The organism is Micrococcus sp. 093350064-1 (assembly GCF_053627955.1).
The window spans coordinates 86048-110750 of the sequence record NZ_JBSEYU010000004.1 but is presented as its reverse complement, the minus strand read 5'-3'; the positions used below and the strand labels follow the sequence as shown (position 1 = coordinate 110750).

General features: G+C 74.8%; 22 protein-coding genes. 12 read left to right on the top strand and 10 right to left on the bottom strand.

Annotated elements, in window-relative coordinates:
- Nucleotides 1-3: 3 nt before the first annotated feature.
- Both ACUW6W_RS05915 and serS read right to left on the bottom strand, forming a co-directional pair.
- The gene (locus tag ACUW6W_RS05915; RefSeq protein WP_044659867.1) at nt 4-813 is read right to left on the bottom strand and encodes an HAD family hydrolase; all 810 of its coding nucleotides are present in this window, start codon (nt 811-813) and stop codon (nt 4-6) included.
- 116 nt (nt 814-929) lie between these two features.
- Nucleotides 930-2213, bottom strand: a complete 1284-nt coding sequence (serS, locus tag ACUW6W_RS05910) for a serine--tRNA ligase (RefSeq protein ID WP_044659866.1) — start codon at nt 2211-2213, stop codon at nt 930-932.
- 43 nt (nt 2214-2256) lie between these two features.
- Between serS and ACUW6W_RS05905 the strand changes: the two genes are divergently transcribed.
- The gene (locus tag ACUW6W_RS05905) at nt 2257-3435 is read left to right on the top strand and encodes a diacylglycerol/lipid kinase family protein (RefSeq protein WP_454179935.1); all 1179 of its coding nucleotides are present in this window, start codon (nt 2257-2259) and stop codon (nt 3433-3435) included.
- Nucleotides 3436-3670: 235 nt separating this feature from the next.
- On the opposite strand, the gene pheA is transcribed toward ACUW6W_RS05905, so the two are convergent.
- Entirely contained in the window at nt 3671-4621 is a 951-nt protein-coding gene (pheA, locus tag ACUW6W_RS05900) for a prephenate dehydratase (RefSeq protein WP_036316234.1), read from the bottom strand.
- Nucleotides 4618-4944: a rhodanese-like domain-containing protein gene (locus ACUW6W_RS05895; protein ID WP_002858251.1), complete on the bottom strand. Its 327-nt coding sequence runs from the start codon at nt 4942-4944 to the stop codon at nt 4618-4620. Before ACUW6W_RS05895 ends, pheA begins: the two co-directional genes overlap by 4 nt.
- 83 nt (nt 4945-5027) lie before the next feature.
- Between ACUW6W_RS05895 and ACUW6W_RS05890 the strand changes: the two genes are divergently transcribed.
- Nucleotides 5028-6536, top strand: coding sequence for an amidase (locus tag ACUW6W_RS05890; protein ID WP_144859615.1), 1509 nt, complete (start codon nt 5028-5030; stop codon nt 6534-6536).
- A 9-nt stretch (nt 6537-6545) separates the two neighbouring features.
- Here ACUW6W_RS05890 and ACUW6W_RS05885 read toward each other — a convergent pair whose 3' ends face one another.
- The 3 genes from ACUW6W_RS05885 to ACUW6W_RS05875 all read right to left on the bottom strand — a co-directional run bounded on the left by ACUW6W_RS05885 (nt 6546) and on the right by ACUW6W_RS05875 (nt 10451).
- On the bottom strand, nt 6546-7115 hold the full coding sequence (locus ACUW6W_RS05885) for a DUF4190 domain-containing protein (RefSeq protein ID WP_010079686.1): 570 nt from the start codon (nt 7113-7115) through the stop codon (nt 6546-6548).
- Nucleotides 7116-7212: 97 nt separating this feature from the next.
- A complete protein-coding gene (locus ACUW6W_RS05880) occupies nt 7213-9336 on the bottom strand; it encodes a PIG-L family deacetylase (protein ID WP_454179932.1) in 2124 nt (707 codons plus the stop codon).
- Nucleotides 9333-10451 carry an acyl-CoA dehydrogenase family protein gene (locus ACUW6W_RS05875; protein ID WP_078026151.1) on the bottom strand — a complete coding sequence of 373 codons (1119 nt, stop codon included), beginning with the start codon at nt 10449-10451 and terminating at the stop codon, nt 9333-9335. The genes ACUW6W_RS05880 and ACUW6W_RS05875 overlap by 4 nt, the downstream gene beginning before the upstream one ends.
- Before the next feature lie 161 nt (nt 10452-10612).
- Between ACUW6W_RS05875 and ACUW6W_RS05870 the strand changes: the two genes are divergently transcribed.
- The 3 genes from ACUW6W_RS05870 (at nt 10613) to ACUW6W_RS05860 (ending at nt 14540) form a co-directional block, all read left to right on the top strand.
- Entirely contained in the window at nt 10613-11041 is a 429-nt protein-coding gene (locus ACUW6W_RS05870) for a Fur family transcriptional regulator (protein ID WP_119217636.1), read from the top strand.
- Between the two features lie 67 nt (nt 11042-11108).
- Entirely contained in the window at nt 11109-12827 is a 1719-nt protein-coding gene (gene pgm, locus ACUW6W_RS05865; RefSeq protein ID WP_454179930.1) for a phosphoglucomutase (alpha-D-glucose-1,6-bisphosphate-dependent), read from the top strand.
- 207 nt (nt 12828-13034) lie between these two features.
- Nucleotides 13035-14540, top strand: coding sequence for an aldehyde dehydrogenase family protein (locus tag ACUW6W_RS05860; protein ID WP_454179929.1), 1506 nt, complete (start codon nt 13035-13037; stop codon nt 14538-14540).
- Between the two features lie 11 nt (nt 14541-14551).
- On the opposite strand, the gene ACUW6W_RS05855 is transcribed toward ACUW6W_RS05860, so the two are convergent.
- Both ACUW6W_RS05855 and ACUW6W_RS05850 read right to left on the bottom strand, forming a co-directional pair.
- Nucleotides 14552-15391: a glycerophosphodiester phosphodiesterase gene (locus ACUW6W_RS05855; RefSeq protein ID WP_454179928.1), complete on the bottom strand. Its 840-nt coding sequence runs from the start codon at nt 15389-15391 to the stop codon at nt 14552-14554.
- 131 nt (nt 15392-15522) lie between these two features.
- A complete protein-coding gene (locus ACUW6W_RS05850) occupies nt 15523-15981 on the bottom strand; it encodes an Lrp/AsnC family transcriptional regulator (protein WP_036316550.1) in 459 nt (152 codons plus the stop codon).
- 123 nt (nt 15982-16104) lie between these two features.
- On the opposite strand from ACUW6W_RS05850, the gene ACUW6W_RS05845 reads away from it, so the two are divergent.
- The 6 genes from ACUW6W_RS05845 to ACUW6W_RS05820 all read left to right on the top strand — a co-directional run bounded on the left by ACUW6W_RS05845 (nt 16105) and on the right by ACUW6W_RS05820 (nt 22620).
- Complete coding sequence (locus tag ACUW6W_RS05845) at nt 16105-17535, top strand: DUF6421 family protein (protein WP_454179927.1); 1431 nt, start codon at nt 16105-16107, stop codon at nt 17533-17535.
- 3 nt (nt 17536-17538) lie between these two features.
- On the top strand, nt 17539-18216 hold the full coding sequence (locus ACUW6W_RS05840) for an SDR family NAD(P)-dependent oxidoreductase (RefSeq protein ID WP_036316546.1): 678 nt from the start codon (nt 17539-17541) through the stop codon (nt 18214-18216).
- A gap of 1 nt (nt 18217) precedes the next feature.
- A complete protein-coding gene (locus tag ACUW6W_RS05835; protein ID WP_454179924.1) occupies nt 18218-19291 on the top strand; it encodes a threonine aldolase family protein in 1074 nt (357 codons plus the stop codon).
- Between the two features lie 130 nt (nt 19292-19421).
- Complete coding sequence (locus tag ACUW6W_RS05830; protein WP_454179923.1) at nt 19422-20924, top strand: amino acid permease; 1503 nt, start codon at nt 19422-19424, stop codon at nt 20922-20924.
- A gap of 22 nt (nt 20925-20946) precedes the next feature.
- Nucleotides 20947-22038 carry a hypothetical protein gene (locus tag ACUW6W_RS05825; protein ID WP_158184766.1) on the top strand — a complete coding sequence of 364 codons (1092 nt, stop codon included), beginning with the start codon at nt 20947-20949 and terminating at the stop codon, nt 22036-22038.
- Nucleotides 22039-22071: 33 nt separating this feature from the next.
- Nucleotides 22072-22620, top strand: a complete 549-nt coding sequence (locus ACUW6W_RS05820) for an NYN domain-containing protein (RefSeq protein WP_069941155.1) — start codon at nt 22072-22074, stop codon at nt 22618-22620.
- Nucleotides 22621-22641: 21 nt separating this feature from the next.
- Here ACUW6W_RS05820 and ACUW6W_RS05815 read toward each other — a convergent pair whose 3' ends face one another.
- Nucleotides 22642-23490: an HAD family hydrolase gene (locus tag ACUW6W_RS05815; protein ID WP_135040620.1), complete on the bottom strand. Its 849-nt coding sequence runs from the start codon at nt 23488-23490 to the stop codon at nt 22642-22644.
- 73 nt (nt 23491-23563) lie between these two features.
- On the opposite strand from ACUW6W_RS05815, the gene ACUW6W_RS05810 reads away from it, so the two are divergent.
- Entirely contained in the window at nt 23564-24640 is a 1077-nt protein-coding gene (locus tag ACUW6W_RS05810) for a malate dehydrogenase (protein ID WP_336574632.1), read from the top strand.
- Nucleotides 24641-24703: the final 63 nt, after the last annotated feature.

The following is a 24703-nucleotide window of genomic DNA, read 5'->3' as shown; positions in this document are numbered from 1 at the left end:
CGCTCAGGCCGCGGCCGGCTCCTCGAGGAGCGAGCGCAGCACCGTGGCGAGCCCGTGCTCGTCCACGTGCCCGGTGACCTCGTCCGCGGCGGCCACGACCTCCTCCACGGCCTGGCCCATGGCCACGCCGCGGCCGGCCCAGCGCAGCATCTCGATGTCGTTGCGGCCGTCGCCCACGGCCACGGTGTCCTCGGGGGCCACCTTCAGCACGGTGCGCAGCGCCTCGAGCCCGGAGGCCTTGGTCACGCCCGCCGCGGCGACGTCGAGCCACGCCGTCCAGCCCACGGAGTAGGTCACGCCGGACAGGCCGATGCCCTCCACCGCGCGACCGAACTCCTCGGCGGAGGAGTCCGTGGAGAACACCACGAGGCGCACGGCCGTGGTGTCCATGAGCTCCTCGAACGTGACGCCCTCCGCGGCCACGCCGAAGGACATGTCCTGGAACCGCTCGGTGGAGCGGAAGGTGCCGTCCGGCAGCTCGAGCGCGTACTTGGCGCTGGGCAGGCGGTGGCGCAGCTGGGTCAGGACCGAGCGCGGGTCGAAGGTGCGCAGGTCCGTGACCTCGTAGCCCTCCTCCAGCTCGGGGTCCAGGCGCAGCGTGACGCCGCCGTTGGAGCACACCATGAAGCCGGCGCCGATCCCCAGGGAGCGGGCCACGGGCAGGGTGGCCGCGCGGGAGCGGCCCGTCGCGATGACCACGTGGTGCCCGGCGTCCAGCACGGCCCGCACGGCCGCGCGCACGGGCTCATGCAGATGGCCGTCATGGTCCACGATCGTTCCGTCCACGTCCAGGCACACGAGCTTCTTCGTCATGACCTCCACCCAACCACACGGCCCGGACACGACGGCGACGCGCGGGTGAACCGCAGGGGCGCCGCAGGGGCAGGCGGGCGAGGCGGCCGACGCCGCCGGGGGACGACGTCGTCCGCTCAGACCAGCTCGAAGCGCTCCATCCCGCCGAGGTAGGGGCGCAGCGCGGCGGGCACGGTGACCGAGCCGTCCGCGTTCTGGTGGTTCTCCAGGATCGCCACGATCCAGCGGGTGGTGGCCAGGGTGCCGTTGAGCGTGGCGACCATGCGGGTGCCGCCCTTGGAGCCGTCCTCCGTGCGGACCCGCTCGCGGATGTTGAGGCGGCGGGCCTGGAACGTGGTGCAGTTCGAGGTGGACGTCAGCTCGCGATAGGTGCCCTGCGTGGGGACCCATGCCTCGCAGTCGAACTTGCGGGCGGCGGAGAGGCCGAGGTCGCCGGCGGCGATGTCGATCACGCGGTACGGCACCTCGATGGCGCCCAGCATCCGCTCCTCCCACGCCAGCAGGCGTTCGTGCTCCGCCTCCGCGTCCTCCTGTGCGGCGTAGATGAACATCTCCAGCTTGTTGAACTGGTGCACGCGGATGATGCCGCGGGTGTCCTTGCCCGCCGAGCCCGCCTCACGCCGGTAGCACGTGGACCAGCCGGCGTACCGGACGGGGGCGCTCACGTCCATGATCTCGTCCGCGTGGTAGCCGGCCAGGGCCACCTCGGAGGTGCCCACGAGATACAGGTCGTCGCGCTCCAGGCGGTAGATCTCGTCGTCGTGCTCGACGTCGAAGCCGGTGCCCTGCATGGTCTCCGGGCGCACCAGGGTGGGCGGGATGACCGGCACGAAGCCGTTCTCCAGGGCCAGGTCCAGGCCCAGCTGCATCAGGGCGAGCTCGAGACGCGCGCCCACGCCCTTGAGGAAGCTGAACCGGGCGCCGGACACCTTCGCGCCGCGCTCCATGTCGATCGCCCCGAGCAGCTCGCCGAGCTCGAGGTGGTCGCGCGGCTCGAAGCCCTCGGCGGCGAAGTCGCGCGGGGTGCCGACCTCCTTGAGGACCACGAAGTCGTCCTCGCCGCCGGCCGGGACGCCGTCGACGATCAGGTTCGGGAAGGCACGCTGCAGCTCCGCGAGGCGGGCCTCGGCCGCGCCGGCGGCCGACTCGGCCTCCTTCACGCGCGCGGCCAGGTCCTTCACCTCGGCCAGCAGGGCCTGCTTCTCCTCGCCCTTCGCCTGGGCGACGCGCTTGCCGAAGGCCTTCTGCTCCGCGCGCAGCTGCTCGAAGCCCGCGATGGACGAACGGCGGGACGCGTCCGCCTCGACCACGCGGTCCACGAGGGACGCGTCCTCCCCGCGGGCCTCCTGGGAGGCGCGGTACTTCTCGGGCTGCTCGATGAGGTCCTTGACGTCGATCACGTGCGCCAGCCTAGCGGGCGGGGCCGACGCCTAGACTCGGGGCATGACTCCCGAGTGGTGGATGGCGCTGGCCGCCCTGGTGCTCCTGGCCGTGCTGGCCGTCGTCGTGGTGGTGCTGGCGGTGCGCCAGGTCCGCCTCGGCGTGCAGCACGAGCGGACGCGTCTCCTGGTGGACGCCCTCGACGCGCGGGTGGGCGGCGTGCAGCGCCGGCTGGAGGAGGTGCCCGGGATCGGCACGGGCCGCCACGAGGTCGCGCTGGTGCTGAACCCCGTCAAGACGCACGCGGACCGGGTGCGGCGCGAGCTCGAGCGGCTCGCGGAGGCGGAGGGCCTCGGCGAGGTGCTCGTGCTCGAGACGAAGGAGGACGACCCCGGCACCGCCATGGCGCGGCAGGCCCTCGACGCCGGCGCCCGGCTCGTGATCGCCGCGGGCGGCGACGGCACGGTCCGCACCGTGGCCGAGCAGCTGGCCGGCACCGACGTCGCCCTCGGCGTGGTGCCGCTGGGCACCGGGAACCTGCTGGCCCGCAACCTGGACCTGCCGATCAACGACGTCGAGCAGTGCCTGCGGATCGCCGTGGGGGGCCGGCAGCGGCGCATCGACACCGTGGACGTCCGCTTCACGCACGAGGACGGGCGCGTCACCCGGCAGACCTTCACCGTGATCGGCGGCGCCGGCTATGACGCGGACATCATGGGCGACACCAAGGACGAGCTGAAGAGCCTGGCCGGCTGGCTGGCCTACAGCGAGGCCGGCATGCGGCACCTGCGCGGCAAGCGGCACGAGGTGACCGTGGCCCTCGACGGCGGTCAGCCCCGCCGGTTCAAGGTGCGCACCGTGATGGTGGCCAACTGCGGGATGCTCACGGGCGGCGTCGAGCTGCTGCCCCAGGCCAAGCTCGACGACGGCCTCCTCGACGTCATGGTCCTCTCGCCCCGGCACGCGCTCGACTGGGCGCGGATCGCCGTGAAGACCGTGACCCGGCACCGCAGCTCCGTCCCCGCGATGCACACGGAGCAGGCCCAGCGCGTGAAGGTCGAGTTCGCCGAGCCGATGCCCTCCCAGCTCGACGGCGACGCCACCGGGGTCATCACCGCCCTCGACGCCCGCGTGCAGCCGGACTCGCTCGTCGTGATGCTCGTGGCCGAGGACGACGCCTCCGTCCGCGACGACGGCGTCTCCGCCGCCGCCCCCGTCCCGGAACCGGCCCCGCACATCTGACCCCCCCCGTCCCCGCTTTCGTTCGGGAAACGGCGGCTTCCCCACCGCTTTCGTTCGGGAAACGGCGGCTTCCCCACCGCTTTCGTTCGGGAAACGGCGGCTTCCCCACCGCTTTCGTTCGGGAAACGGGCGCCTCATCCACCACTTTCGTCAACAAATGTCCCTCGGGGCCGCCGTTTCCCGAACGAAAGTGACCCTGGGCCCGCCGTTTCCCGAACGAAAGTGCTGCACCGCCTCAGCGGGAGCGGAGGGACTCCACCCAGGCGCGGCCGGAGCGATACGCGGCGTCGGTGAACTCGGCCGGCACCCTCGTGGGCACGGGCTCGGCCTGCGCGTACGAGCCCAGGAACCGCAGGTCGGGGTACTCCCGGTACAGGGCCGCGAGCGCATCACCCACGCGGGCCTCCGCCAGGTGCCCCTCGAGGTCGAGGGAGAAGAAGTACCGCCCGATGCCCTCGCCGGTCGGCCGGGACTCGATGCGGGAGAGGTTCACCCCGCGCGTGGTGAACTCGGCCAGGATCTGCCCGAGGGCGCCGGGCCGGTCCTCCGGCAGCGGCACCACCAGCGTGGTCTTGTCCGCTCCCGTGGGCGCGGGCAGGGCCGTCGGCCGGGAGAGCAGCACGAAGCGCGTCACGGCGCCCGGCACGTCCTCGATCCGCTCGGCGAGCACCGGCAACCCGGTCTGCTCGGCCACGAGCGGGGCGCACACGGCGGCGTCGAAGTCGCCCTGGGCCACGAGGCCGGCCCCGGCCGCCGTCGACGGGGCGGGCGTGAAATCCACACCCGGCAGCGCCGTCTCGGCCCAGCCGCGCACCTGCGCCCAGGCGTGGGGGTGCGTGGTCACGCGCCGCACGTCCTCCATCGCGACGCCGGGCCGGCCCACGAGCACGAAGCTGATGGGCACGTGCACCTCCGCGAGGATCTGCAGCGTCTCCCCGAGGGCGATCTCGTCCACGGTGGCGGAGACGCCGCCCTCCACCGAGTTCTCGATGGGGACGACGGCGCGGTCCACCTCCCCCCTGCGCAGCGCCGCCACGGCGCTCAGCACGGAGCCCGCAGACACGAACTCGGCCTCGGCCGGGTCCGCCACCTTGCGCAGGGCGGCCTCGGTGAAGGTGCCGGCCGGGCCGAGGAAGGCGTAGCGCAGGCGCGACGGCGTCGCGTCAGCGGAGCCCGTCCCCGTCACTTGACGGTGGGCTCGGCGTCGCCGTCGGCCTCCATCGGCTTGCCGGCCTCGAGCCACGCGCCGGAGCCGCCGGCCACGTTGATGGCCGAGTAGCCGCGGCCGGTCATGAACTCGGCGGCGCGGGCGGAGCGGCCGCCGGTGCGGCAGATCAGGTAGTAGTCCGTGTCCGGGTCCAGCTCCTCGAGCCGGTCCGGCAGCTGGCCCAGCGGGATGTGCTGGGCGCCGGCGGCGCGGCCCAGGGCCCACTCGTCGTCCTCGCGGACGTCCAGGATGGTTGCATCGGCGGGGATCTCGTTCACATCGACGGTCTCGAAGGCGCTCATGGCTTCAGCGTAGCCACCCGCCCGGACGTCCCAGGAAGGCCCCGCCGTCCATGACCCGGGCCACGCCCGTTAGGCTCGGCCGCATGCAGACCTCCGACGCCGCACCCGCCGCCGACGACGACCGCACCCCCTCCGCCCCCGGCCCGGCCCGGCTCCTGGACCGCTCGGCCGTGCGCCTGCGGGAGGACCTCGCCGCCGGGGCGCTGAGCGCCCGGGAGGTCACGGAGGCGGCCCTCGCCGCGGCCCAGGCCCACGCGGACCTCGGCGCGTTCGCCCTCCTCGACGCCGAGGGCGCCCGGACCCGTGCGGCCGAGCTGGACGCGGCCCACCCGCGCGTCGCACCCCGGGCCGTGCCCGGTCCGCGCACCTCCCCCGCCCCGGACGACGACGGCGCCCCCGCCTCCCTGCACGGCCTTCCGCTGGCGTACAAGGACCTGATCGACGTGCGCGGGATGCCCACGCGGTTCGGCTCCGCCCTGCTGGCCGATGCGCCGCCGGCCGCGCAGGACGACCCGCTCGCGCTCCGCCTGCGCGCGGCCGGCACGGTCACCCTCGGCAAGACGACCGTGCCCGAGTTCGGCCTGGACTCCTACTCGGAGAACCTCGTCACGGCGCCGGCCCGCAACCCCCTGGACCCCACCCGCACCGCGGGTGGCTCCTCGGGTGGGGCCGCGGCCGCCGTCGCCGCGGGGATCCTGCCGTTCGCCCCGGGCTCGGACGGGGGCGGGTCCATCCGCATCCCCGCCGCGGCGTGCGGGCTCGTGGGCCTCAAGCCCGGTCGCGGGGAGCTGCCGATGGACGAGCACGCGGACACGGTCCGCAACCTCACGGTGTCGGGCCCGCTGGCCCACACGGTCGAGGACGCCGCCCTGCTCTACGACGTGATGCTCACCCCCGAGGGCCTGCCCGGCCGGGTGCTGTCGGACCTGCGCCGCACCGTGGAGACCGCCCGGGCCGGGGACGCCGTCGACGTCCGCCGGATCGGCGTCACCACGGCCTCGCCGTTCGCCCCCGACCTGGAGATCTCCCTGGCCCGGCCCGCCGTCACCGCCCTGACGAAGGCCGCCGCCGCCCTGGACGCGGGCGGTCACGCGGTCGAGGACCTCTCCCCCTACTACGGCGAGGACTACCACCGGGACTTCCGCACGGTGTGGACCGCAGGACTGCTCCGGGCGCCGCTGCCGGAGGACGCCGAGGCCCACGTGGGCGCGGTGGCCGCGCACTTCCTGCGCACGGCCCGGGCCGCAGGGCGCGCCGAGCTCGACGACGCCGCCCACCGGCTCGAGGAGTGGGCGCGCGGGGTGCGGGCGCAGTTCGCCGCCGTCGACGTGGTGATGACCCCGGTGCTGGCCACCGCGCCCCCGCCGGTCGGCCACTTCCTGGCGATGGAGCCCGAGGCCAACTACGAGGCGCAGTGCGCGTTCACGCCCTACACCTCGATGGTCAACGTGCTCGGCCTGCCCGCGGTCGCGGTGCCCGTGCTCCGGGACGAGCGGGGCCTGAACTGGTCCGTCCAGCTCATCGGTCGGCCCGGCACGTCCGCGCCCCTGCTCGCCCTGGCCGCACATCTCGAGCTGCTGCTGGCCGGCTGAGCCGGCCGGTCAGGTCGAGGTGTAGTCGCCCAGGGAGATCCCGGCGATCACCAGGATCACGAGGAACACGACGGCGAGCAGCAGCAGGGCGAGGGACACGTAGTTCATCACGAGGCCGGCGATCGCCATGCCGCGGCCGTGGGGCTCGCGCTTGAGGCCGATGTGGCCGAGGACCACGCCCACGATCGGCGGGAGGAGGAACGTGAACCCGCCCACCACGGAGATGATGCCGAGGATCATGGACGCCACCGAGCGGCCGACGCCGTCGGTCTGGCCGGGCTGCAGCGGGGCTCCGAAGCCGTGGCCGGGCGTGCCCTGCCCGTAGCCGTAGGCGGGGACGGTGTTCGCGTCCTGGCCGTAGCCGTACGGCTGCCCGTAGGCGGGGCGGGTCTGCCCCTCCTGCTCGGCGTACGAGGGGGCCCGGTCCCAGGCGGCGCGGTCGGCGTCGCCGGCCGGGGCGTCGGGCCAGCCGGCGGCGGAGGAGCCGGTGCCGGAGGAGCCCGCACCGGCCTCGGACCCGTACCAGCTCGGCCGGGCGGCCTCACGGCGCGGGTCGTGGGAGGCGTGGGGGTCGGTCATGACGGTCCTTCCGGTTCGGGGCGTCGCGGTCCGGTGCCGAGTCTAGGCGGTGCCCCCGGACCCGGCCCGGCCCCGCACCCCTGCTCCACGGCCGGCCTCACCCGGGCCGGCCCACCGCCTTGAGGTACCCGGAGAACCCGCCGGGGGTCCGCCCCTCCAGGCGGGACGAGGTGAGCACGCGGGTGGTGTCGGTGGCGATCACGCGCACCCGGCGGCCCTCACCACCGTCGCGCTCCCCCGCCAGGGCCCGCACGGCCTCGGCCAGGCCGACGTCCTCGTGCTCGGCCACCGGCGGGAATCCGCCCACGGCCTCGTAGAGCGACCACGGCAGCCCCAAGTTCGCCCCGTGCACGTGCGCGTGCCCCTCCTCGTGCCGGTAGCCGCGGAGCCAGGCCTGCCGCAGCGGTCCCTGGCGCACGTCCACCGTGCCCAGCACGAGCGCCTCGTCGCGGCCGGCGGCCACGGTCTGCGCCAGCAGCCAGTCGGCGGGGACGCGGCTGTCCGCGTCGGTGGAGGCGAGCCAGAGGCGCTCGGCGGGCACGTCGGGGAACAGCGCGCGGGCCCGGCGGGCGCCCTCGAGGCGGGCCCGCCCGACGCCGGCCTGCCCGGCGGTCGGCTCCCCCAGTTCGAGGACGTGGATGCGCGGGTCGGCGGCGCGGGCCTCGAGGGCGGCGGCCACCGTGGCGTCGTCGCAGCGGTCCGCGGCGACCACGACCGCGGCCGTGCCCTGCGCGTGGTGCTCCTCCCAGCGGTCCAGGGCGGCGGTGAGGGCCGCGAGCGCGGCCGGCAGCCGCTCCTGTTCGTCCTTGGCGGGCACCACGACGACGGCGTGGGTCGCGGCGGCGGCCCGCACGTGGAGGCTGAGCCGGAAGTCGTCCTCCACGAGCTCGGTGCGCAGCCGCCAGCGCGGGTCCGCGGCGACGCGCGCGTGCACGGCGTCCCCGTCCAGCGGCCAGCCCTCGATGGGGTGGCGCCAGTGGCACAGCAGCAGCTCGCCACCGGGGGCGAGCGCGGCGTCGGCGTCGTCGATCAGCGCGTCGAGCTCCTCGGGCTGCAGGAAGTAGCCGATCTCGGAGGCGATCACGAGGTCCGCGCCGGCGACGTCGGCCGGCCAGTCCGCGGGCAGCACGGCTCGGCGCACCTCGGCGTGCGGCGCGCCGGACAGCCGGGCGGCGGCGCGCTCGACGGCGGTGGGGGACGCCTCGAGGCCGACCACGCGGTCCGCGCGCGCGGCCACGGCTGCGGTGAGCACGCCGATGGACGCGCCCGCCTCCACCACGGTCCCGTAGCGGGGCCGGGGCAGGGCGGCGAGGGTGAGCGCCCGCTTGCGGGCCTCGTAGGACGAGCTGAGGTAGCGCCACGGGTCCTCCTGGGCCCGGTAGAGCCGATCGAAGACGGCGGCGGCCCGGTGGGCGTCGGCGTCGTCGGGGCCGGAGACGCGGTGGGCCTCGAACGGGCGCTCGTGGTGGGCGAGCACGGCGGGGCCCAGGATCGCCTCGTCGCCGGGCGCGGCGGAGAGGGGCCGGACCTGGGAGGCGTGCGCGTCGAGGGCGGCACGGCGGGCGGCACGGTCGTCGTCGGTGAGCGGCAGCCGTCGGTAGCGGCGGGCGGGCAGGTCGGCCGGGTCGGCCCAGTGCCAGAACCAGATGGGGAAGGCGTAGAGCGGCAGGTCGCACTCGCCCGCGACCGCGCCGACGGCCCGGCCCACGGCCTCGTGGTCCGCGTGGCCGTCGCCCGGGTCGTGGGAGGCGAGCACGGCGGGGCCGGGGTGGGCGTCGAGGGCCGCGGCGACGGCGTCGCGCACGGCGTCCTCGTGCTCGGCCACGCCGGAGTCGGGCAGGGCCAGGGACGCCCAGGTCAGCCGGTCCCGCGCCGGGGCGCCGGGGCCCGCGGAGGCGGGCAGGCCGGCGGCGAGGGCGTCGAGGGCGTGCTCCATCTCGTCCCGGCGCAGCCGGACCAGGTCCGCGGGCGTGTGCGTGGGCGACTGCGGGTGGGATGCTTCGCCGGCGGTGGCGACCAGCACGTGCACGCGTGCCCCGCCACGCAGGGCGGAGCGGATCAGGCCGGTGGCGGCGAGGGTCTCGTCATCCGGGTGGGCCACGGTCACGAGCAGCAGCGTCTCCGCGTCCCAGACGGGCAGGCGCAGCTCCGGCAGCTCGCCGACGCCGCCCTCGGCCCAGGCCGCCTCGGACGTGCCGTCGTCGGTGTGGGAGAAGCTCACCACGTCCAGCCGCCGTCGGTCTCGCCGGTCAGGAGCGCGGCGCCCAGCCGGGCGTCGTCGCGGTGTCCGTGGTGCTGGCGCAGGTAGACCTGCAGGTCGGCGACGGCGCGGGCGTGCGCGGCGCTGCCGGTGAGCGGGCCGGGGCCGGTGGCCTGCCCGACGACGTCCATCACCTCGGTGCACAGCTGTGCCACGGTGCCGCGGATCCGGTCGGCCTCGACCATGCCGCGGCCGTGGTCCAGGCGGCCGGCGTCCACGTCGTCGGCGGCACGGGCGAGCAGGGCGGCCATCGCGTGGAGCAGCCGGTCGACGCGGCCGAGCGCGGCCTGGCCGATCTGGTCCGGGCCCGGTCCGCGGCCCTCGGCCTCGGCGGCCGCGCGGGCGGCGGTGGCGTTCCGCAGGGTGCGGGCGATGCCGACGGCGCCGCCGAACCACACCGCCGCCACGCCGATGCCGCCCCACGCGAAGCCGGGCCGGCGCAGGTACCACTCGGCGCCGCCGACGGCGCTGCCGGGGACGGCGTCGAAGGCCAGGCCCACCGTGCGGATCGGGGCGAGGCCGAGCGCGGGCCAGGCCGAGTCGGTCTCGGCCACGCCGGGGTGGGACAGGTCCACGAGCACGGCGCGGCGGGTGCCGTCCGCCTCCCGGCCGGTCACGACGGCGGCCGCGCACCGGTCCGCGAGCGAGCACCACGGCTTCTCGCCGTCGAGCAGCCAGGCGGTGTCGGGGCCGTCCGGGGCGGGGCGCAGGGCCGGGGTGCGGCCGCCGGACTCGGAGGCGTAGACGCCGAGCAGCCCGGCCGGGGCGGGGACGCCGGCCTGGGACAGGATCGAGAGCGCGTCCAGATGGGGCTCGAGCACGCGGGCGGCCGAGAGGTCCTGCGCGGCGACGGAGGCGAGCAGCTCCCACTGCTCCCGGGTGCGCCCCGCGCCGGTCAGCGGCAGGTCGAGCGGGGCGGCGTCCTCGCCGGACGGGGCGCCGGACGCCGCACGGAGCAGCTCGACCATCGCATCGACGTCGCCGTCGCAGGCCGCGGCGGCCGCGAGGAGGGCCTGCTCGGCCGGGCGGTCCACGGCTCCACCCGGGACGAGACGGACGGGCTCGGGCTGGGCCATGGGTGGGGACCTCCTCGTCGACGGCGCCCGGGCCGGTGCGCCCCGGGGTCGAGGATTCACCGTAGTCAGCACGGGGACGGCGGGGAATGGCCGGTGCGCCGGGGGCGAAGCGGCCCGCTCTTTCTTGACATGTTCCAGAGAACCGGATGAGATCGACTGGCATGGAGACCACGACGCGGGACGAGGACGAGCGCACGCTGCTGCGCGGCGTCGGCCTGCGCGTGACCCGGCCCCGCCTGGCGGTGCTGACCGCCCTCGCCGACCACCCCCACGCGGACGCGTCCACCGTGCTGACCGCCGTGCGTCGGGCCCTGCCCGGCACCTCGCACCAGGCCGTCTACGACTGCCTCCACGCGCTCACCGAGGCCGGGCTCGTGCGCTCCCTGCAGCCCGCCGGCTCCCCGGCCCGCTACGAGATCTGCACGGGCGACAACCACCACCACCTCGTGTGCCGCGGCTGCGGCACGGTCGTCGACGTGCCGTGCCGCACCGGCTCCGCCCCGTGCCTCGACGCCCCCGAGGGCCACGGCTTCGCGGTCGACGAGGCCGAGGTCTACTACTGGGGGCTGTGCGCCGGCTGCCGGGAGTGACCGCCGGCGTCGTCCCGCTGGGCCGCGCGTCTTCCCCCGTCCGCCCGCCCGTGCCAAGGTGAGGCACATGACCGAGAACACCGCCGCCCTGCCCGCCGCCGAGCGTCCCGGCACCCCCGCCCTGCCGCAGGACCTCATCGACGTCGACGCCCTCCTGGAGGCGTACCGCACCGGTCACCCGGACGTGACGGACCCGGCGCAGAAGGTCGTGTTCGGCACCTCCGGCCACCGCGGCTCCGCGTTCACGACCTCGTTCAACGACGACCACATCGCCGCCATCACGCAGGCCGTGGTCGAGTACCGCGCGCACCACGGGATCACGGGGCCGGTCCTCGTCGGCAGGGACACGCACGCCCTGTCCGGGCCCGCGCAGGACACCGCCGTCGAGGTGCTGCTCGGCAACGACGTCGAGGTGCTCGTCGACTCCCGCGGCGGCTACACGCCCACCCCCGCCGTGTCCCACGCGATCCTGCACCTGAACGCCGGACGCGAGCTGTCGCCGTCGGGCTTCGCGGTGGACGGGGACAACGCCGGCCTCGTGGACGGCCTCGTGATCACCCCCTCGCACAACCCGCCCGCGGACGGCGGCTTCAAGTACAACCCGCCCCACGGCGGCCCCGCGGACACCGAGGCGACCACGTGGATCGCCGACCGCGCCAACGAGCTGCTCGCCGCCGGGCTGGCGGGCGTGCACCGGGTGGCGAGCGCCGACGTCGGCGGCCACGCGAAGCTGGGCGGCTTCGACTTCCTGGACCGGTACGTGTCCGATCTGCCGCAGGTGATCGACGTGGAGGCGATCCGCGAGGCGGGCGTGCGCATCGGCGCCGACCCCATGGGCGGGGCGTCCGTGGCGTACTGGGGCGAGATCGCCGACCGCCACGGGCTGGATCTGACCGTGGTGAACCCGGAGGTGGACCCGCGGTTCGGGTTCATGACCCTGGACTGGGACGGCAAGATCCGCATGGACTGCTCGTCGCCGAACGCGATGGCCTCGCTGATCGAGCGGATGACCCCGGACGCGGACGGGCAGGCGCCCTTCGACGTGGCCACCGGCAACGACGCCGACGCGGACCGGCACGGGATCGTCACCCCCGACGGCGGGCTGATGAACCCGAACCACTACCTCGCCGTGGCCATCGACTACCTCTACCGCCACCGCGAGCAGTGGCCCCAGAGCGCGGGCGTGGGCAAGACCCTGGTGAGCTCCTCGATGATCGACCGCGTGGCCGGGGATCTGGGCCGCGAGCTCGTGGAGGTGCCGGTGGGCTTCAAGTGGTTCGTGCCGGGACTGCTGACGGGCACCGGCGTGTTCGGCGGCGAGGAGTCCGCGGGCGCGTCCTTCGTGCAGTTCGACGGCAGCCCGTGGTCCACGGACAAGGACGGGCTGCTGCTGTGCCTGCTGGCCGCGGAGATCATCGCCGTGACGGGCCAGTCCCCGTCCGAGCGGTACCGCGACCTCGTGGCCCTGCACGGCGACCCGGCGTACGCGCGCATCGACGCCCCCGCGACCGCCGAGCAGAAGGCGAAGCTGAAGACCCTCTCCCCCGACGACGTCCCCGTGACCGAGCTGGCCGGCGAGACCATCCTCGCGACGCTGACCAACGCCCCGGGCAACGACGCCCCGATCGGCGGGCTCAAGGTGGTCACGCAGCACGCGTGGTTCGCGGCGCGGCCCTCCGGCACCGAGGACGTCTACAAGATCTACGCGGAGTCCTTCCGCGGCCCCGAGCACCTGACGCAGGTGCAGGCGGAGGCGCAGCGGCTGGTGGACGCGGTCATCGGCTGACCCCCGCCCCATCTCCCCTCCCCCCGTCCGCTTTCGTTCGGGAAACGGCGGCGTGTCGCACCGCTTTCGTTCGGGAAATGGCGGGGCGCGCGCGCCGTTTCCCGAACGAAAACGCCGTGGCGCCCGTCGGGGCGGCACCAGCGGCCGGAGGACGACGACGGCGCCCCGCCCTGCCGCCGCACAGGGCCGCTCGGTAGCGTGGCCGGCATGAGCACGCAGCCCCCCGGTCTGACCACCGACTCCCCCGACTCCCCCGCCGACGATCCGGTCCGCGAGCCGTTGCCCACCGAGGCCCTGCCGATCGCGCCGGCCGGGCCCCGACCCGAGGAGCCGCGGGCCGCCGTCGAGCGGCTGCGCGCCGCCGCCCGCTCCCGCGCCGCCCACCCGCGCGCGGTGCGGGTGCGCCAGCTCAAGGGCCTGAAGCGGATGCTGACCGAGCACGCGGACCGGTTCGTCGCGGCGCTCGGCACGGACCTGGGCAAGCCGGCCACCGAGGCGCTGATCACGGAGATCGTCTCGGTGCGCTCCGAGGTGGACCACGCGCTGCTGCACCTGACCGACTGGATGGAGCCGCGGCCCGTGAAGCTGCCGCTGGCCCTGCGGCCCGCGAGCGCGGAGGTCAGGCCGCGGCCCAAGGGTCTCGTGCTGGTCATCGGCGCGTGGAACTACCCGGTGCAGCTCGCGCTCGCCCCGGTCGTGGGTGCGCTGGCGGCCGGCAACACGGTGGTGCTCAGCCCGTCGGAGAAGGCCCCGGCCACGGCGGCGGCGCTGCGGGAGCTGGTGCCGCAGTACCTGGACTCCGCGCTGGTCTCCGTGGTGGCGGGCGGCAAGGAGTGCAACACCGCGCTGCTGGCGGAGCCGTGGGACCACATCCTCTACACCGGCGGGGAGCGCGTGGGCCGGATCGTCTACGAGGCGGCGGCGAAGACCCTCTCCCCCGTGACGCTCGAGCTGGGCGGCAAGTCGCCGGCGGTGGTGACGCCGTCGCGGAACACGGGAGCGATGGCCCGCCGCATCGCATGGGCGAAGTTCACCAACGCGGGCCAGACGTGCGTGGCCCCGGACTACGTGCTGGCCGTCGGCGAGGCCGCGCTGCGCCAGGTGACCGCCGAGCTCCCCGCAACCCTGCGCGAGTTCTACGGCGACGACCCCCGCGCGTCGAAGGACTACGGCCGGCTCATCTCCGCCGAGCACGCGGAGCGGCTGCAGGAGATGCTCCAGGCGGACCTCGACGCCGGCGCCGAGCTGCTCGTCGGCGGCGACGTGGACGTGGCGGGGCGGTACATGGCGCCCACCGTGGTGACGGGCGTCACGCCGGACGGCGCGCTCATGCAGGAGGAGCTGTTCGGCCCGATCCTGCCCGTGCTGACCGTGGACACCTTCCAGGACGCCCTGGACTTCATCGCGGAGCGCCCGCACCCGCTGGCCGCCTACCTCTTCACGGACCGGCCGAGCTACCACCGCGCGTTCGACGACCAGGTACAGGCCGGCGGCCTCGGCTACGACGTCGGCCTGCTGCACGCCGGCATCGCGACGCTGCCGTTCGGCGGGATCGGCGCGTCCGGGATGGGCGCGTACCACGGCATCCACGGGTTCGAGACGTTCTCCCACCTGCGCCCGTCCATCACGAAGTCGGACCAGGTGGACACGCTCAAGACCGCGTACCCGCCGTACGGGCGGATGAAGCGGGCGCTGCTGCCGAAGATGCTCTGAGGGGGCGGGGATCAGCGCTGCGGCCAGAAGCCGCGTCGGGTGTAGACCTCCGCGAGGACGTCGGCGCGGTCGGTCATGACGCCATCGACGCCGAGGTCGAGCAGGCGCTCGATCTCCGCGGGCTCGTCCACGACCCACACGTGCACCGGCAGGCCCGCCGCGTGGCAGCGGCGCACGAAGTCGGCGGTGGCCACGGGCACGCGGCCGTGCCGGACGGGCACCTGCACGCAGTCGACGTCGAGGGCGCACCGGCGCAGCCAGCGGGTCAGTCCCAGCGGGCCCAGCGTCACGAGCGCCGCGATGGCGGCCGCCCCGCCCGACGTCGCCACCCGCTCCGGCCCGTACGCCCGCTCGGGGTGGCCGAGGCGGGCGAGGGCGCGCCGGAAGAGGCGGCGCCGCGAGTCGTGGAACGACGCGACGAGCACGCGGTCCCAGGCGCCGTGCTCGGCGAGGATGCGGGCCAGGGCCGGGGCCGACGCGCGGTCCTTGAGGTCCACGTTGAGGCGGGCCTCGGGGAGCGCCGTGAGCAGCTCGGTGAAGCGCAGCAGCGGCTCCCCGCCGACCGTGACGTCCGCCAGCCGCTCCCACGTGTGGTCGCGCAGCCGGCCACGGCCCGTGCTGACACGGTCCAGGGCCTCGTCGTGGAACACGACGAGCTCGCCGTCCGCCGTGGTGCGCACGTCCAGCTCGAGGTAGGTGAACCCGGCGGCGTGGGCGTCCACGAACGCGGCCAGGGAGTTCTCCCGGTCGACGGCGGCGCCCCGGTGCGCGAACCCCAGCGGGTGGCCGCGACGGGCGGGGACGGAGTCGGTGAGGTAGGCGGGGGCGGGACGGGGCGAGGTCGGACGCACGGGATCACCGTAGCGGGGACGGACGGCCGAGTGCCCGCTGCCGCAGCCGGGAACGCGAGAGGTCGGAATGAGCGTCAGACCCGCCCTCATTCCGAGCACTCACGTGACAGGTGGGGCCGACGCGCCCGCCCTCAGTCCTCCGCCGGCAACTCCAGCATGGGGCGGTGCTCGTAGAAGGTCTGCAGCACCACGGTGGTCCGGGTGGACACCGACGCCGTCTGGCGGATCTCCGTCACGAGGGCCTCGAGCTCGCGTGGCGAGCCCACGCGCACGAAGAGCATGTACGCGGCGTCGCCGGCCACGGAGTGGCACGCCTCGATCGCCGCGATGGACTCGAGGAGCTCGGGGGCGTCGTCGGGCTGGCGCGGGTCCAGCGGGCTGATCTCGATGAACGCGGAGAGCGGCCTGCCCACGGCCTCGGGGTCGAGCAGCGCGCGGTAGCCCGTGATCACGCCCGTGCTCTCGAGCCGACGCAGGCGCGCCTGCACGGCGGAGGTCGAGAGGCCGACCCGCTCGGAGAGCTGGGCGAGCGTGGCGCGCGGGTCATGGGAGACGGCGGCCGCGAGCCGCGCGTCGACAGGGTCGTCCATGCGCCGCACGCTATCAGCCGGCCCCGGCCGCCGGGTTGACAGCCCCGTGCGCTGATGGAAACCTTCCGGCAAGTGATCCATATCACCGGATACTTTCCGGCGCTTCGACCTCAGGAGGGTTTCATGTCCACCACTCTGCAGCCCGCCCGGACCGACGTCGTCGTCCCGGAGACCCCGTCCGACGCGCGCACCGTCGAGACCCACCCGGCCTGGCTCCGCCTCAAGGCCGCCGCCACCGCCCTGCAGCCCCTGCAGGTCAAGGACGGCTCCATCCCGGACCCGGCGGACCACGCCGCCGCGCGCGAGCACGTGGAGACCATCGTCGCCGCCGTCGAGGAGCTCGCCCCGCTCTTCCCGCACGACGCCGCCTACCTCGCCGCCCTGCCCCGCGACTTCGCCCGCTGGGCCGACGGCGGCTTCGCCGAGCCCGACTTCCTGGACTCCCTCATCGCCTTCCAGCCGCAGGAGCACCGCGTCGACGGCGTCCGGCACCTCGTGGTCTTCCCGATGTACACGCAGAACGGCTCCCCCGACCGGCACGTGGAGGCCCTCGTCGTCGAGACCATCTGGCCCGAGTTCATCGCCGAGCTCGAGGCCGGCGACTACGGCAACCGCCTCTTCGTCTCCCTGCGCCTGATCGACTTCACCCCCGGCTACGACACGAACTCGGCCGTCCTCTTCCCCGAGACCGTGGCCATGCGCGAGATCCCCACCTTCACGTGGGGCGCCATCTTCCAGGACCGCGAGGCCGCCCGCTTCCGCCGGGTCGTCACCGCCGCCGCCGAGATCACCCAGCTCGAGCTCCCGGCCGAGCTCGCCGAACTGCTCTCCTGCCAGGAGCTCGCCGAGGGCACCTTCGTGATGTGGGACCTCATCCACGACCGCACGCACATGCGCGGCGATCTGCCCTTCGACCCGTTCATGATCAAGCAGCGCATGCCCTTCTTCCTCTACACGCTCGAGGAGATGCGCTGCGACATGACCGCCTTCCGCGAGTGCGTAGCGATCGAGCGCCGCCTCACGGCGCGCGCCGCCGCCGGTGAGCAGCTCACCGCGCTCGAGGAGCAGACCCGCCGCCACGCCGGGCTCGTGCAGCACGCCGTCCTCTTCGACCGCGTCTTCCGCTTCGCCCTCACCGGCTCCCGCGTCCGCAACTACGACGGCCTCGGCGGCCAGCTGCTCTTCGCCTGGCTGCACCGCAAGGACGTGATCCAGTGGCGCGACGTCGAGCTCAGCGTGGACTGGGACCGGCTCGCCAACGCCGTCGTCGAGCTGGGCGACGCCATCGACACGCTCTACTGGGAGTCCATCGACCGCCCCAAGACCGTGCACTGGCTCCAGGCCTACGAGCTCGTCGCCTCCGTGGTCACCCCGCACCCGGCCTCCGTGTGGGCGCAGGGCCTGCCGCGCGAGGTGCTCGCCGGCCCACCCAAGGGCTACACCGACCTCGTGCTCGACGACGAGTTCCCGCTGTCCATGTTCTTCGAGGCCCTCGAGAAGAAGATGCGCGGCGTCATCGAGTCCACCGCCGGGATCCGCGGCACGGACGCCTGACCCGTGGCCGCCCTGACCGACCGCGCCGTCCTGATCGCGGGCGCCACGAGCGCCTCGGGCCGGGCCGCCGCCCGCACCCTCCTCGACGCCGGCGCGCACGTCGTCGCGACCGGGCGCGACGCCGCGAAGCTCGCCCCCCTCGCCGAACTCGGCGCCGAGACCGCGGCCCTGGACCTCACGGACGAGACCGCCGTCCGCGGCCTCGTCGAGGACCTGCACGCCCGCGGCACCCGGATCGACGGCCTGCTCCACCTGGTGGGCGGCTGGCGCGGCGGCGGGGGCCTCGCCGGCCAGACCGAGGAGGACTACCGCGCCCTCGAGGCCTCGTTCACGGCGCTGCGGCACGTGAGCCGGGCCCTCGACGACGACCTGCGGGCCTCGTCCGCCGGTCGCCTCGCGATCGTCTCGTCCACGGCGGTGACCCGGCCGCTCGCCGGCGGCGCGAACTACGCCGCGGTGAAGGCGGCGAGCGAGGCATGGACCCGCGCGGTCGCGCAGGGCTGGGCCAAGGCCGCCCGGGACGCGGAGGCGCCGCTGCGCTCGGCGGCCGTCGTGTTCCGCGTGAAGTCCCTCGCCGGGCTCGAGGAACGGCTGGCCGAGGAGTACGCGCGACTGTGGAAGGCTGAGGCGGGCGCGCTGAACGACGCCGTCCTCACGCTCCAGGAGAAGGGAACGGACTGACATGCAGAGGATCCACGATCCGCAGGAGCGGGGCTTCGCCTCGGACAACTACTCCGGCGTCCACCCGGAGGTGCTCGCGGCGATCGCCGAGGCCAACGGGGGCCACCAGGTCGCCTACGGCGAGGACGTGTACACGGCGCGTCTTCAGGAGGTCGTGGCCCAGCACTTCGGCAAGGACGCCACCGCGTGGCCGATGTTCAACGGGACCGGGGCGAACGTCGTCGGGCTCCAGGCCATGCTGCCCCGCTGGGGCGCGGTGATCTGCGCGGACACCGCGCACATCCACGTGGACGAGGGCGGCGCGCCCGAGAAGTCCGCCGGCATCAAGCTGCTGCCCGTGGCCACCGACGACGGCAAGCTCACCCCCGAGCTGATCGCCGCCGAGGCCTGGGGCTGGGGTGACGAGCACCGCGCCCAGCCCCTGGTCGTCTACCTCACCCAGTCCACCGAGCTCGGCACGGTCTACACCCCGGACGAGGTCAAGGCCATCACGGACTACGCCCACGAGCACGGGATGCGCGTCTACATGGACGGCGCCCGCATCGCCAATGCCGCGGCCTCCCTGGGCCTGCCGCTGCGCGCCTTCACCACCGACGTCGGCGTGGACGTGCTCTCCCTCGGCGGCACCAAGAACGGGGCGCTGCTGGCCGAGGCCGTCGTCGTGCTCGACCCGGACGCCGCGGACGGCCTCGTGTACCTGCGCAAGAACCAGATGCAGCTGGCCTCGAAGATGCGCTTCATCTCGGCGCAGCTGCTCGCCCTGTTCGACGGCGACCTGTACCTGCGCTCCGCCCGCCACGCCAACGCCATGGCCGCCCGGCTGCGCGCCGGCATCGAGGCGGGGGTCGCCGACGGCTCGCTGGCCGGCGTCGAGTTCACGCAGGCCACGGACGCCAACGCCGTGTTCGCCGTCCTGCCCGAGGGCGTGGCCGACCGGCTGCGCACCCGCTTCCGGTTCTACGACTGGGACGCGGCGCGCCGCGAGGTGCGGTGGGTGTGCGGCTTCGACACGACCGAGGAGGACGTGGACGCGTTCACGGCCGCACTGCGCGCCGAACTCGTCCCCGCCGCCTGACGACCGCACCCGGCCGGCGGGGACCACCCGCCGGCCCGAGCATCCGGGATACCCTTCTACCACCGTGCAGCAGGGTGGGACGCCGCGGCGTTCGACGCGCGTCCGACCGCTCCTCCACCGAAAGGCCACCGTGGACACCAGCGCACCCCGGACGTCCCCGTCGACGCCGCCCGCCTCCGCCGCCCACATCACCCCCGAGGGCGGCTCCCTGCGGCGCACCCTCAAATCCCGGCACCTGACGATGATCGCGATGGGCGGCGCCATCGGCACGGGCCTGTTCGTGGCCTCGGGCAACACCATCGCGACCGCCGGCCCCGGTGGCGCCCTTGCGGCCTACGTGGCCATCGGCTTCATGGTGTTCCTGCTGATGCAGTCGCTCGGTGAGATGTCCACGTACCTGCCGGTCTCCGGCGCGTTCGAGGAGTACTCGACCCGCTTCGTGAGCCCCTCGTTCGGCTTCGCCATCGGCTGGAACTACTGGTACAACTGGGCGATCACGGTGGCCGCCGAGCTCGTCGCGGCGGCCCTGATCATGCGGTACTGGCTCCCGGACGTGCCCTCGTGGATCTGGTCCGCGACCTTCCTCGCGCTGCTCTTCGGCCTCAACGCCCTCTCCACGCGCGCCTACGGCGAGAGCGAGTTCTGGTTCTCGCTCATCAAGGTCGCCACCGTGGTGATCTTCCTGGTGCTCGGCGTCCTGATGATCGTCGGCATCCTCGGCGGCTCCTCCCCCGGCTTCCACAACTGGACCGACGGCGAGGCCCCCTTCGTGGGCGGCGGCGCCGGCATCCTGGCGATCTTCATGGTGGCCGGCTTCTCCTTCCAGGGCACCGAGCTGGTCGGCGTGGCCGCGGGCGAGGCCGAGGACCCGGAGAAGAACGTGCCCAAGGCGATCCGCACCGTGTTCGTGCGCATCCTGCTCTTCTACGTCGGCGCGATCACCGTCGTCGGCTTCCTCATCCCCTACACCAGCCCCCACCTGCTGGGCAGCGACGTCGAGGACATCTCGATCTCCCCGTTCACGCTCGTCTTCGAGAACGCGGGCGTGCTCGCCGCCGCCTCCGTGATGAACGCCGTGATCCTCACGGCCATCCTCTCCGCGGGCAACTCGGGCCTGTACGCCTCCACCCGCATGCTCTGGGCCCTGGCCGACTCCGGCAAGGCCCCGCGCTTCCTGGCGAAGGTGAACCGGCGCGGCGTGCCCATGAACGCCCTCTACGCCACCACCGCGGTGGGCGCGGCGTGCTTCCTGACCACGTTCATCGGGGACGGCGCCGCCTACGTGTGGCTCGTCTCCGCCTCGGGCCTGGCCGGGTTCATCGTGTGGATGGGCATCGCCTGGAGCCACTACCGGTTCCGGCGGGCCTACGTCGCGCAGGGCCACGACTCGAAGGACCTGCCCTACCGCGCCTTCCTGTTCCCCCTGGGCCCGATCGTGGCGCTGGTCATGTGCGCCGTCGTGATCCTCGGGCAGAACTACCAGGCGTTCATGGGCGACGTGGACCTCGTGGCCGTGGCCACCGCCTACATCGGCCTGCCCCTGTTCCTCGCGCTGTGGCTCGGCCACAAGCTCGTCACCGGCTCGAAGCCGGTCCGCTACGAGGACGCCGACCTCACCCGCGTCCTGGACTGAGTCCCCCACCTCGGAGGTCGCCGTGCCCGCCCCCTCCTCCCACGCTCCCGCCGCCACCCACACCGCCCGGGGCCGCCTGGTCTGGGTGGACGTCGCGCGCGGCCTGGCCCTGGTCGCGATGATGGTCGCCCACACGGCGCCCGCCGGCGGCCCGGGTGGGGTGCTCCACCTCTCCGAGCACCTCACCGCGCCCCTGTTCGCGGCGCTCGTGGGCGTGGGCGCGCGCCTCGAGGTGGAGTGGCTGGGCCGTGGCCGGGCCGTGCCCCGCGCGCTTGTGCGGGCGGCCGCCCTGTTCGGGGCGGCGTGGCTGACCGGGCTCTTCGGGGCGGCCGTCGTGAACGTGCTGGCGCACCTGGCTGTGCTCACGGTGCTCATGGCACTGCTGGCCGCCCTCCCCCTCGCCGCGCACCTCGTGCTCGCCGTCCTGGCCGGCGGAGGCGGCCTCCTGCTCGCCGCCACACCGACGGCCGACGTCGTCGACCGGCTCCTCCCCGCCGCGCAGGCGCTCGGGCTGAGCCGCGCGACGCTGACCCCGTGGGTCTCCGCGTTCCTCACGGACGGCCCGTACCGTCTCCCCCTGTTCCTCGCGTGGGCGCTGCTGGGGGCGGTGCTGGTCGCCACCGTCCACGGCACGACGACGGCGGCCCCGGCCCGGCGCGCACGGCTCACGGGGCTCGCCTGGGCGGCCGGGGGGATCGCGCTGGCCGGCGTCGTGCTCGCCCTGTCCCGGACGCAGACCGGCGCCGCCCCCGTGCCCTACACGGCGACCCCCGCGGAGGCCCTGCTGGACACGGGCCTGGTGCTCGCCGTCCTCGGTGCGTGCGCGGCCCTGGCGCCGCGGCGGGCCGGGCTGCTGGCCGTGCCCGGCGCGATGACGCTGTCCGTGTACGTGGCGCACCTGTGGTACCTCGGCTGGGTGCGGCGGCTCGGACCCGGGCCGTGGCGCAGCGCCACCGGCGCGGACGACACGTGGTTCAACCTGGCCGTGCTGGTCGTCGGCGCGCTGCTGCTGCCGCTGCTGTGGCGGGCCGTCGTGCGCGTCGGCCCGTTCCGCGCGGGGCCGCTCGAGGGCGTCGTCCGCCTGCTGACGGCCCCGTTCGACCGCGCGCGCTGACCGACGTCCATCCCAGCGGGTAGCCTCAAGAGCGTGAGCGAGCGAACCACCTACCTGCTGATCGACGGCGAGAACATCGACGCCACCCTCGGCACGTCCATCCTGCAGCGGCGCCCCCAGCCCGACGAGCGGCCACGCTGGAAGCGCCTGCTCGGCTACCTCGAGGACCGCTGGGACCAGCCGGTCAAGGGCCTGTTCTTCCTCGCCATCGACGGCGAGATCCCCATCCCGTTCGTCCAGGCGCTCACCGCCCTCGGCTTCCAGCCGATCATGCTGCGCGGCGAGGGCAAGGTCGTGGACATCGGCATCCAGCGCACCGCGGAGGCGCTGCTGGGCCGGGAGGACGACGTCGTCCTCGTCAGCCACGACTCCGACTTCGCCCCCCAGCTCACCGACCTCGCGGCCACGCCGGGCCGACGCACCGGGATCATGGGCTTCGAGGAGTTCCTCTCCCACGAGCTGCGCCGCATCCCCGGGGTCGAGTTCTTCGACCTCGAGCACACGGTGGGCGCGTTCGACTCGTCCCTGCCGCGCCTGCGCGTGATCGACGTCGAGGCGTTCGACCCGTACGAGTTCCTCTGACCGCCGGGGCCGGCCCGCGGCTCAGTCCGCGGGCAGCTCCAGCAGGCGTTCGACGGTGGCGGCCACCCCGTCGTCGTCGCACGCCCCGACCACGCCGTCCGCCGCGGCCAGCAGCGACGGGTGGCCCGAGGCCACGGCCAGGCCGAGACCGGCCCACTGGAGCATCTCCAGGTCGTTGGGCATGTCCCCGAACGCGACGACGTCGGCCGGCGCGACCCCCCGGCTCGCGGCGAACTCGGCGAGGGTCGCCGCCTTGTGCACGCCGGGCGCGGACATCTCCACGAGCGCGATGCCGGGCGCGGAGTGCGTGGCGCTCACGAGCTCGTCCAGCTCGGCGCGGGCCGCGGCGAGGAAGGCGTCCGGGGACAGGGTGTCCGAGCGGGCCAGCAGCTTCACGACGCCCAGCCGACCCGGCAGCGCGGCCTCGAGCGTGGCCGCCGCGTGGACCTCGGCCCGGAACTCCGCGCGCTCGGAGAACGCGTGCTCCCAGAAGAAGCCCTCGAGGGTCTCGGCACCGAAGGACACGGTGCGGTCCAGCGCGCGCAGCCGGTCCGTGGCGGTCCACACGGCCTCGACGGGCATGGGGTGGGCGATCAGGACGTCGTCCGTGGCGGTGTCCACGACGACGGCGCCGTTGGAGCAGATCACCGGGCCGACGGGACCCAGCTGCGCGCTCAGCGGGCCGAGCCAGCGGAGGGGACGGCCGGTCACGAACACCACCTCGACGCCGGCGTCGTGGGCCTCGCGCAGCGCCGCGATGGTGCGCGGGCTCAGGCGCCCCGACCGCGTGTGCCGGTACCCGATGATGGTGCCGTCCAGGTCCGTCGCGATCATCCGCGGACGGCGCGAGGGCAGGGGCAGGGCGGGCATGCGCCCAGTCTAGGCCGGGGCCGTGCGGCGGGCCGGGGTGTCCTCCGCGGGCGAGCGGGGGCACGATGGGGGCGTGGACACCGCACAGCAGACCACCGCACAGGACACCGCCCCGGACCCCGCGTCGACGACGCCCCGCACGGTCACCGTCACCGGCGCCGCCGGCAACATCGGCTACGCGCTGCTCTTCCGCATCGCCGCCGGCGGGATGCTCGGCCCGGACACCCCGGTCCGGCTGCGCCTGCTCGAGATCCCGGCCGCCCTGGGCGCCGCGGAGGGCACCGCCATGGAGCTCGCCGACGCGGCCTTCCCGCTGCTGGCCGACGTGGAGGTCACGGAGGACCCGGCCCGCGCCTTCGACGGGGTGCAGCACGCGCTGCTCGTCGGCGCACGGCCGCGCACGAAGGGCATGGAGCGCGGCGACCTGCTCGAGGCGAACGGCGGGATCTTCGGGCCGCAGGGCCGGGCGATCAACGACCACGCGGCGCAGGACGTGCGGGTCGTCGTCGTCGGGAACCCGGCCAACACCAACGCGCTGATCGCCGCCGCGCACGCCCCGGACGTGCCGGCCGAGCGCTTCACGGCGCTGACCCGGCTGGACCACAACCGGGCCGTGGCGCAGCTGGCGGCGCGGGCCGGCGTCGCGGTGACGGACGTGTCCGGCGTGACGATCTGGGGCAACCACTCCGCCACCCAGTTCCCGGACCTCACCCACGCCCGCGTGCGGGTGGACGGGACGTGGCGGCCGGCGCTCGAGGTGGTGGACCCGGTGTGGGCGGGCGAGGAGTTCGTGCCGCGCGTGGCGAGGCGGGGCGCGGAGATCATCGAGGTGCGCGGGGCGAGCTCGGCGGCGTCGGCGGCGTCCGCGGCGATCGATCACATGCGCGACTGGACCCTCGGCACCGGTGTGGACGCGGACGGTGCGCCGCGCCGGACGTCGGCCGCGGTGGTCTCGGACGGCTCCTACGGGGTGCCGGAGGGGCTGATCAGCTCGTTCCCCGTGACCTCCGACGGCGGCACCGCGTGGCGGATCGTGCCGGGGCTGGAGCCGGACGAGTCCGTGCTGCCGGGTGAGGGCGGGCGGCTGGCCGCGACCGTCGCCGAGCTGGAGGCCGAGCGCGACGCCGTGCGAGGGCTGGGCCTGCTCTGAGGCGGCCGGGATCGTCTGCGTCTCTGACCCTTCTGGGGGCGTCCCCGCCCGCCGGAAGGGTCG

Coding starts and splice junctions, on each gene's coding strand:
- ACUW6W_RS05915 (WP_044659867.1), bottom strand. CDS start 813: ATGACGAAGAAGCTCGTGTGCCTGGACGTGGACGGAACGATCGTGGAC.
- ACUW6W_RS05905 (WP_454179935.1), top strand. CDS start 2,257: ATGACTCCCGAGTGGTGGATGGCGCTGGCCGCCCTGGTGCTCCTGGCC.
- ACUW6W_RS05895 (WP_002858251.1), bottom strand. CDS start 4,944: ATGAGCGCCTTCGAGACCGTCGATGTGAACGAGATCCCCGCCGATGCA.
- ACUW6W_RS05890 (WP_144859615.1), top strand. CDS start 5,028: ATGCAGACCTCCGACGCCGCACCCGCCGCCGACGACGACCGCACCCCC.
- ACUW6W_RS05885 (WP_010079686.1), bottom strand. CDS start 7,115: ATGACCGACCCCCACGCCTCCCACGACCCGCGCCGTGAGGCCGCCCGG.
- ACUW6W_RS05875 (WP_078026151.1), bottom strand. CDS start 10,451: ATGGCCCAGCCCGAGCCCGTCCGTCTCGTCCCGGGTGGAGCCGTGGAC.
- ACUW6W_RS05870 (WP_119217636.1), top strand. CDS start 10,613: ATGGAGACCACGACGCGGGACGAGGACGAGCGCACGCTGCTGCGCGGC.
- pgm (WP_454179930.1), top strand. CDS start 11,109: ATGACCGAGAACACCGCCGCCCTGCCCGCCGCCGAGCGTCCCGGCACC.
- ACUW6W_RS05860 (WP_454179929.1), top strand. CDS start 13,035: ATGAGCACGCAGCCCCCCGGTCTGACCACCGACTCCCCCGACTCCCCC.
- ACUW6W_RS05850 (WP_036316550.1), bottom strand. CDS start 15,981: ATGGACGACCCTGTCGACGCGCGGCTCGCGGCCGCCGTCTCCCATGAC.
- ACUW6W_RS05845 (WP_454179927.1), top strand. CDS start 16,105: ATGTCCACCACTCTGCAGCCCGCCCGGACCGACGTCGTCGTCCCGGAG.
- ACUW6W_RS05835 (WP_454179924.1), top strand. CDS start 18,218: ATGCAGAGGATCCACGATCCGCAGGAGCGGGGCTTCGCCTCGGACAAC.
- ACUW6W_RS05815 (WP_135040620.1), bottom strand. CDS start 23,490: ATGCCCGCCCTGCCCCTGCCCTCGCGCCGTCCGCGGATGATCGCGACG.